Annotated in this window: 7 protein-coding genes; 2 read left to right on the top strand and 5 right to left on the bottom strand. The window is 65.6% G+C overall.

Annotated features, from left to right (window positions below; translation table 11 throughout):
- The 3 genes from AB0J09_RS50415 to AB0J09_RS50405 all read right to left on the bottom strand — a co-directional run.
- The coding region (locus AB0J09_RS50415) for a hypothetical protein (protein ID WP_360708398.1) at nt 1-187 on the bottom strand (187 nt) is incomplete at its 3' end.
- A 15-nt stretch (nt 188-202) separates the two neighbouring features.
- Complete coding sequence (locus tag AB0J09_RS50410; RefSeq protein WP_360708395.1) at nt 203-541, bottom strand: hypothetical protein; 339 nt, start codon at nt 539-541, stop codon at nt 203-205.
- Nucleotides 538-1,014 (bottom strand): hypothetical protein, encoded by a 477-nt coding sequence (locus AB0J09_RS50405; RefSeq protein ID WP_360708392.1) that lies wholly within the window; start codon nt 1,012-1,014, stop codon nt 538-540. The genes AB0J09_RS50410 and AB0J09_RS50405 overlap by 4 nt, the downstream gene beginning before the upstream one ends.
- Nucleotides 1,015-1,160: 146 nt before the next feature.
- Between AB0J09_RS50405 and AB0J09_RS50400 the strand changes: the two genes are divergently transcribed.
- Entirely contained in the window at nt 1,161-2,129 is a 969-nt protein-coding gene (locus AB0J09_RS50400) for a lytic transglycosylase domain-containing protein (protein ID WP_360708390.1), read from the top strand.
- Between the two features lie 2,595 nt (nt 2,130-4,724).
- On the opposite strand, the gene AB0J09_RS50395 is transcribed toward AB0J09_RS50400, so the two are convergent.
- Nucleotides 4,725-4,985 carry a hypothetical protein gene (locus AB0J09_RS50395; RefSeq protein WP_360708387.1) on the bottom strand — a complete coding sequence of 87 codons (261 nt, stop codon included), beginning with the start codon at nt 4,983-4,985 and terminating at the stop codon, nt 4,725-4,727.
- A gap of 261 nt (nt 4,986-5,246) precedes the next feature.
- Here AB0J09_RS50395 and AB0J09_RS50390 point away from each other — a divergent pair, with 261 nt between their 5' ends.
- Complete coding sequence (locus AB0J09_RS50390) at nt 5,247-6,812, top strand: hypothetical protein (RefSeq protein ID WP_360708384.1); 1,566 nt, start codon at nt 5,247-5,249, stop codon at nt 6,810-6,812.
- Between the two features lie 160 nt (nt 6,813-6,972).
- Here the strand turns inward: AB0J09_RS50390 and AB0J09_RS50385 are convergent, their stop codons facing one another.
- Nucleotides 6,973-7,206 (bottom strand): hypothetical protein, encoded by a 234-nt coding sequence (locus tag AB0J09_RS50385; protein ID WP_360708381.1) that lies wholly within the window; start codon nt 7,204-7,206, stop codon nt 6,973-6,975.
- Nucleotides 7,207-7,322: the final 116 nt, after the last annotated feature.

The following is a 7,322-nucleotide window of genomic DNA, read 5'->3' as shown; positions in this document are numbered from 1 at the left end:
CCGGCGTGGCAGGGGGTCGGCTGGCGGAGGCCGATGGCGTGGGCGCGGCGGAAGACGGCTCCGGCGTTGGCCTGCGCGTCAGGATCACGATCGCGGCGGCCGCCATGACGATCAGCAAGGCGGCGGCGGTCCAGGCACGGCGCAGGCGCTGCCGGGCCAGCTGGTCCAGATCGGGAGTCGATGCCATGGATGGTGTGTCCGATCACCAGTTGGCGAAGAACGACACGATGGGAATCGTCATGAACAGACCGCCCAGGGCGCCGATCACGTAAACGGCGTGATGCATGCCCTCGGCGGCCATGTCCTGGCGCCGTGACTTGCCCAGCATGACCTTGAGCCACGCGAAACCGAACATGATCACGCCGACGACCAGGCTGATCGCCTTGATGAAGCCGAACACCTTGCTGCCGAATCTGCTGAGCTCGGCAGGAGCCGACGCGGGCGGATCGGAGAAGATGGGGATTTGCCCGCCCGGGGCCGGAGTCTCACCCGGCAGCATGGCCTGGACCACCGTGATGATCGCGTGCACCGTGTGGCTCATGACTGCGCGCCCGCGTCCGCCGGCAGGGCCCGCATCCGGGCGCGCAGACGCTGAGCCAGCCGCGCGGCCCGACCGGAGGAGGCCAGTGCCGCGTGGGCGTCGAGCTGACGTAAAGCAAACAGGTACGGCACCCGGACCATCCCGGCCACCTCGGTGCTGATCGCTTTGAGGTGATACCGCGACATCGCGGGCAGCCCAAACGGGTCAGCGGCTCGCACCAGCAGTACCGGCCGGGGAAGTGCGCGAGGCCAGCCAGCCACCATCTGGGCCGCCCGATGGGTGCCGGCGGCGGTGGAGGAGGCCACCAGAGCCAAACGATGACCAGCCGCTAGCGCGCCACCGGCGTATTCCATGGCGCGTGGCGTGCTGGCCTCGTGGTTGAGCAGCATGACCAGGGTCGAGGTGCCAGCGCCACCGTGGGCGCCGACCAGGGTCCACAGCGGGACCTCGGACCTTTTATTGCTCATCTGCATAGTCCCTCTTACGCCTCAATGGCTTCTGCAGTACCGTTCTGACACTTGACAAGACGTTCTAACACTCTTGACAGGTATTTGCCAAGAATGTTTTCAAGGAGTAATAGCGGCCGACCATGCGAACCGTTGCGATCATCGCCGTGTCATTGGCGCTCGTCCTCGTGTCCGCGCCGCTGATGCTGGCCGCTGCCGTCCTTCGATTAGCGACAGGAGGAAGCGGGCCGGAAATGACGTTCTCCGACACGCCCGCGACGGTGGCCGGCCTCCCGGCGGGCTTCGAGCAGCTGTACCGGGCCGCGGCAAACACCTGCCCCGGGCTGGACTGGCACGTGCTCGCCGCGATCGGCAAGATCGAGACCGACCACGGCCGCTCCCAACTGCCCGGCGTCAAAAGCGGCACCAACTACGCCGGCGCCGCTGGTCCGATGCAGTTCCTCATCACCACGTGGGGTGGCAGCGCCCAGATCACGATCGGCTCCCGCTTCAACGGGTACGCCAGCGACGGCGACGGCGACGGCGTGGCTGACGTCTACAACCCCGCCGACGCAATCCTCGCCGCGGCCAAGTACCTGTGCGCACACGGAGCACAGCGAAATCTGCGCCAGGCGATCTACGCCTACAACCACTCCTGGGACTATGTGAACAGCGTGCTGTCACAGGCCGATCGCTACCGCTCCGCCGCTGCCACGACGCCCCCGTCCGGCATCTCCAACCCGGCCGATCTGCCTGCTCAGCAGCCCAGTGGCGCCGACCGCATCACTCCGCGGATGCGTGTGGTGCGCGACCAGATCAAGCAGCTGTTCCGGGTGCCCTACGGCATCGGCTGCTACCGCGCCAACGGCGGCATCAAGGGCGGCGGCGAACACCCCCTCGGGCGGGCCTGCGACTTCATGCTCAGCAAGGGCGGAGTCATGCCATCAGCGGGCGAGCAGGCCCGCGGTGATGCCATCGCAGCCTGGGTCCAGGCCAACGCCAGCCGGTTAGGCATCTACTACATCATCTGGCGGCGCCGCATCTGGAATCCGAGCCGCTCACGTGAAGGCTGGCGGCCCATGGCCGACCGCGGCAGCATCACCGAGAATCATTTCGATCATGTCCATGTGAGTGTCCGGTAAAAACTGCTTCGGGAACGCCATGCACCCCCGATCCTCGAGCCGACACCGGGAGATGAACAACCACCTTAGAGGTCGCCCACGACACGGTTTACTTCGAGGTTTACAACCTGTTGACAGAAAATGCTGACATTGCGGTACGGCTGATCTATGCTCACGCCCATGCGGCCCGATCAAGAGCCTCACCCCGATGCCACCACACTCACCGGATCGGCGGCCCTGGCCCGTCTAAGCGATCAGGCCGCCACCGATGTGTTTGCCGGTGAGCACCACGGGCCAGTACGGCTGAATCGCGCCGAGAGCCCCGGCGAGAACCTGTCACACCAGTCAGAGCCGGAAAGAGCCCCCTTGTCGTCAACAGAGGGTCACAATGCCGAGCGACGGCTCGAACGGCTCGCTTCGACCGTCGGCACCTCACCCGATGAAGAGTTCTGGGCTGACGGCGACGACCACGACGATGATGAGGCATGGGACCTCGGTGGGCGGCGTCGACACCACCTGCCTCTGTCCTTGAAAGCCGGGGCCGTAGCCGGCGCTCTTGTCTTGGCCCTGGCGGCCTGGTCGTTGTGGGCTTCTGCCAGCGAACCCACCGACGCGACCACTAGCCGACTCGGGCCAACTCCCCGCGTGAGCAACTCCTTACCGATGGACAGCCCTCCCCCACTTCCCGAGACCGAGCAGGAAGTCCAGCCTTCGCCTCCGCTTCCGACTCAACACCCCAGGCGCAAACGGACCCGCAGCTCCGTCACGCACAAGCCCACCACGACACCTTCGCTCCGGCCCTCGACCCGCAGCACCGCACACGAGCACCCTCGGGAAACGCCGACGCCTCGGGCGAGTCGACATCCCGAAGAGAATGTGCCTGCCGGCCCCACCACCCCGCCGCCACCGCCTACCCATGACGAGCAAGACTCCGCCGCGGACACTGGCCCCACCGCAGCACCACCTCCGCCCGGCGGCTGACATTCCAAGACAGCCTCCTGCTGTCCAAACAAGTCCCCAGCGGTTCTGGCAACCGCTACATCGCCCTGCTGGAGACCGCCGCATGGCGGTGTGGTGCCAGTGAGCTCTGCTGCCGAAACCTTCTGCACCACAGTCAGGACAGTCACGGACATGATCGAGCCCCTGACTCACTCCAGCGATCGCCCAACGCTCGGGCGTGGCATCGAGGCCGTAATCGGGTAAGCCCCAACGCCCCGCCAGCGCAGCGGCCGCAACTACAGCGTCCTCACGCAACGCTGAGCACGCCCCGGACCAGCAGCGACCAGGACCAGTCCTGCCGTGGGTCTTGACCGTTGGAATGAACGCCATGGCGCCCCCGCGGGTTCGCCGGCAAACGGGAGACGTCGATCAGCTGATGAGCCGCCAGCAGGACCACGTCCCACGGTCCGCGCCACACGAGGTTGCGGTCGGAGCTGCAGGCGAGGATCACACCGCGATACGGCCAGGCGCGGACGACAGTGAGGAGGGCGCTGGCCGGTGCCCGTCACCACGACCGATGGCCGTCCCCGCTGATCCACCATCGTTCATGAAGGCTCCCCGTACAGCAAGAGAAGGGCCTGCAACAGCGGCTTCCTGGCATCCCCAGGAGACCGAATAGAGCCTGATAGCACACGCTTGCAATCACCAAAGCAGACGATCCTCTGCTCACCAGCGTCCAGGTCACTACGCCGACCAAAATTAGAGACACACGTGCGTTTCCTCACTGCGAATCAGACGGCAAATACCGACTGTGATTCATTCGTGATCATCTCGGCCGCTGCCTAGATCCTGGGCATTCGAACCCATCACCTGCGGCTTCGTGTCTGATATGTACCGGATTTGACCGTTGACAAGCTGTGGAGATTTCCTTGTCACGCCTGTCCGGACTTTGATCACAAATGAGACACGATAGGCGTCATGGCGCGGAAATAGCATGGCGACCAAAGGGCTGCGTCGTTAGATTTATTCGCCGATTAACTACAAGTACGAAATGTCAGTCAAGGTCCGTGAGGAGTTGTCAATGCCGCAGCGGTCAGGCCGACACCCGTACACGACGACGAACCCCGATCCGCCTCCCCCACGCCACCACCACCCGGAAGACCACGACGCATCCGCACGCCCAGGGCGGCACCGCGCAGGACGGCACGAGCTTCTTCCCGACGCGACCTCACCCGCAGCCCGGACACGCCCGGCCCTTTGGCGAAGGGTAGGCGCGCCAGCGGCCCTGGCTGTCGTTGGCATCACCGCCCTGACCCTGCTCGTCAACCCCTTCACCAGCCCGCACCTCACAGCCACAACGGCAGCCCAGCCTGATCAGGTCGATCAAGCCGACGCCCTGGGGCCGCTGCCCTTCGACTCCCCGCCCCCGCTGCCAGCCACCTCCACGGCGCCGCCCTCACATGGCACACCCACGCCGAGCTCGAGTGTCGACACCAAATCCGCGCACCGGCCCACGACCAGCACCCAGCGGCCACCCTCACGACGCATCCGGCCCAGACCATCGAATGTCATCGAACCCAGCCTCGCCGGAGACCCCACCAACGTGACGGCGGACACCGCCAGTCCCTCCGACCTCTCCCCGTCGATGCCGCCGAGCACCCGCACTGCCGAAACTCCCTACGCGAGCGTGACGCCCGCGGCCCTGAACCTGGGGTCGGACCGCACCGGAACCGTCGCCGTGAAGATCTCACCCGGCCCCGGCACATGGTCGGCCACCAGTTCGGGCTCCCACGTCCACCTAGCCGCCGATGGCACCGTCACCATCGACACCCCGGCCAGTGAGTCCAGATGCGAGGGCCTGCCGCGCACGGTCACCGAAACCGTCACGATCACCTGGCAAACTCGCAACGCCAGCGACACCGCGAGCGGCACGCTCACCCTCACAGTGTCCTGGACCATCACCACAAACCCAGGCCAAGCCGTCCCAGATGGGCGCGGGGGCCAGCCCGGGAGCCACTGCACCTCCACCTCGCCGGACTATCCCCGAGAAGCGATCACCATCGGTCGATAAAACGCCGGCGACAACGCTCCCCCAGGCCGCCCCCCAGCAAGTCCCGCACAAGGGAACGACGCAGCAGCCCGCATCAGGAGCAACCCAAGTCCGTCCCCAATCAGAGCTTCCCAGGGGGAGAAACCACGATGACACGTCTCCATCTCCGTAAACGTGGCTGGATCACCGTCGGAGTGATCGCCACGGTGGCAGTGCTCGGCACGACCGGGCTATCCATCGCAAACAATTACAGCAACGTCAGCAACGAGACCGTATGCGCGGTCTGGGACGACCCAGGCAGCCAGGGCTACCAGGAATGCCTTGACAACCTCAACGGCACACAGGCGGGCGGTCTTGTCCCCGGCGCCCAGGCAGGCAAACCGTCGGTCTCCGCCACCAGCACGGGCAACCCCCGACCGCTCATGTACTTCTGCCGGGACAAGGGCAAGTCCCACCTCGCTGCCACCAAGCCGGTCAAGGGCTGCGCCGACCAGCTCAAGTGTCTCTACAAGGCGAACGACCGCAAATATCACTGCATGGACGGCAAGGGTATCCCCGCCAGCCCGCCAGGGAACGTTTGCAAAGTCAACCCGAACTTCGCATGCGCCGATGAGGTCGTCGTCGCCACTCCCCTCGGCGTGGAGCCGGACAACACCACACACTCGACGAACTCGTCCACGCAAACCGCTCTTCCACCGAAGACAGCCGAGCCGACCAATCAGGCCCTGCCCGACGCCCCCAGCACCACCTCGCCGACGCCCACCTCCACGGCCTCACCTGCTGCGACGCCAAGCGGCTCTCCGAGCGCGACGATCGCGGCCGACGACCCCGTCGGCCAGGCGCTCCTCCAGACCAAGCAGCGAAACTTGCGGGTCTGGCTGGAAAGCGACCTGGTGAGCGTCTGGAGCAAGGGAACCGATCAGCTCCAAGCAGCGGCAAACCGGCTCAAGATTTACGCCACCCAACCCGGCGTCGTCGGTGTCAAGATCGCCTACGACTTGGGGTTGCGCGGGCCCACCACCTCCGACGAGACCGTGCGGTTCGTGACCGAAACCGCGCAGATCCTCCGCGCCACCCTTCCCGCCGGTCGGCAGATCGCCGTGGACGTGGTCATCCCTGAACTCGGCTGCGGGGGTCACGAGACGTGTGTCAAAGCCATGCAAACAGCCCATCCCCAAGCGACCGTCGAGACAGTCCAGCGATACGTAACCAGCGGAAACATCGACGCCCTCAACATCACAGCAGGACTGTTCACCGCCGAGTATGCCAAGTTCGGCATCCAGCCGGCGGACGCTATCAAGAACACGTGGCTGCGCATCCGAACCGATCCCAACCTCCGGTGGAAGAACGCCATGCCCGGACTCTTCCTCGGATCGCGAGATATCGGGCTGGCGCATGAGGGCAACACCAGCCCTCTCACCGCCGCCGCGGCAAACAAGCTGGTCCACGAACGCGTGGACGCTCCCCTGCGCAGCGGAGCCGACCATGTAATCTTGTGGACTTGGCGGCAGAAGTTCAAGGGCGACGATGGACGCGAGCAGACCTGGCGCCTGGCCGACGTCGAGGGGCAAGCCAACGCCATATGCAACGCACTACGTGCTCGCCAACGCATGCTGAGCATTGCCTACGACCCGCGCGATTCCGAGACCGGCATTGCCGGCGACATTGCAACCATCGCCAAAATCGCCTCATCGATCTTCATGTTCGTGCCGTAGGCGGAATGGTCTCCCTCAGTATCACCGGCAAGACCAGGGCTTGCGGGCCAGGTAACCTCCCAGGCCCGCAAATCCCGTTCGCGAGACGATGAGTCCGCTTACTCTCTAGCAAGCGGCGGCCGCTCCAACACAATGTGGGACGCGCTGCATACTCGCGGCCTCACGATGTGATCGCCGCCCCCGGCGGACGCGGCGCGCAGCGCCAACCGCAGGCCAGACCACGCGCGGAGCGCAAGCGGCTGTGCGGCTCGATCATCACCGAGCCGGCGCCGTGATTCCCAAGATCTTCGATCATGCCGAGGCCCGCGACCCTGCCCATGCCCGTCCCTGCGTTGTGCTCGTCGACGGAGCCCCCCACCACATAAGCGTGCACATCATGATCGACTTCGTCCACGTGCTGGAGAATTATGGGCGGCCTGCCTGAAGTCTGCACCCGCCCGCCGCCGAGGACTGGGTCGCCATCCACGCCCTGGCACTGCTAGCCGGGCGCACCGACCAGATCGTCACCGC

The organism is Nonomuraea sp. NPDC049784, from assembly GCF_040659615.1.
GTDB lineage: Bacteria > Actinomycetota > Actinomycetes > Streptosporangiales > Streptosporangiaceae > Nonomuraea.
Note: the sequence above shows the minus strand (reverse complement) of the source record. Positions and strands in the feature narration are given on the sequence as shown.

Coding starts and splice junctions, on each gene's coding strand:
- AB0J09_RS50410 (WP_360708395.1), bottom strand. CDS start 541: ATGAGCCACACGGTGCACGCGATCATCACGGTGGTCCAGGCCATGCTG.
- AB0J09_RS50405 (WP_360708392.1), bottom strand. CDS start 1,014: ATGCAGATGAGCAATAAAAGGTCCGAGGTCCCGCTGTGGACCCTGGTC.
- AB0J09_RS50390 (WP_360708384.1), top strand. CDS start 5,247: ATGACACGTCTCCATCTCCGTAAACGTGGCTGGATCACCGTCGGAGTG.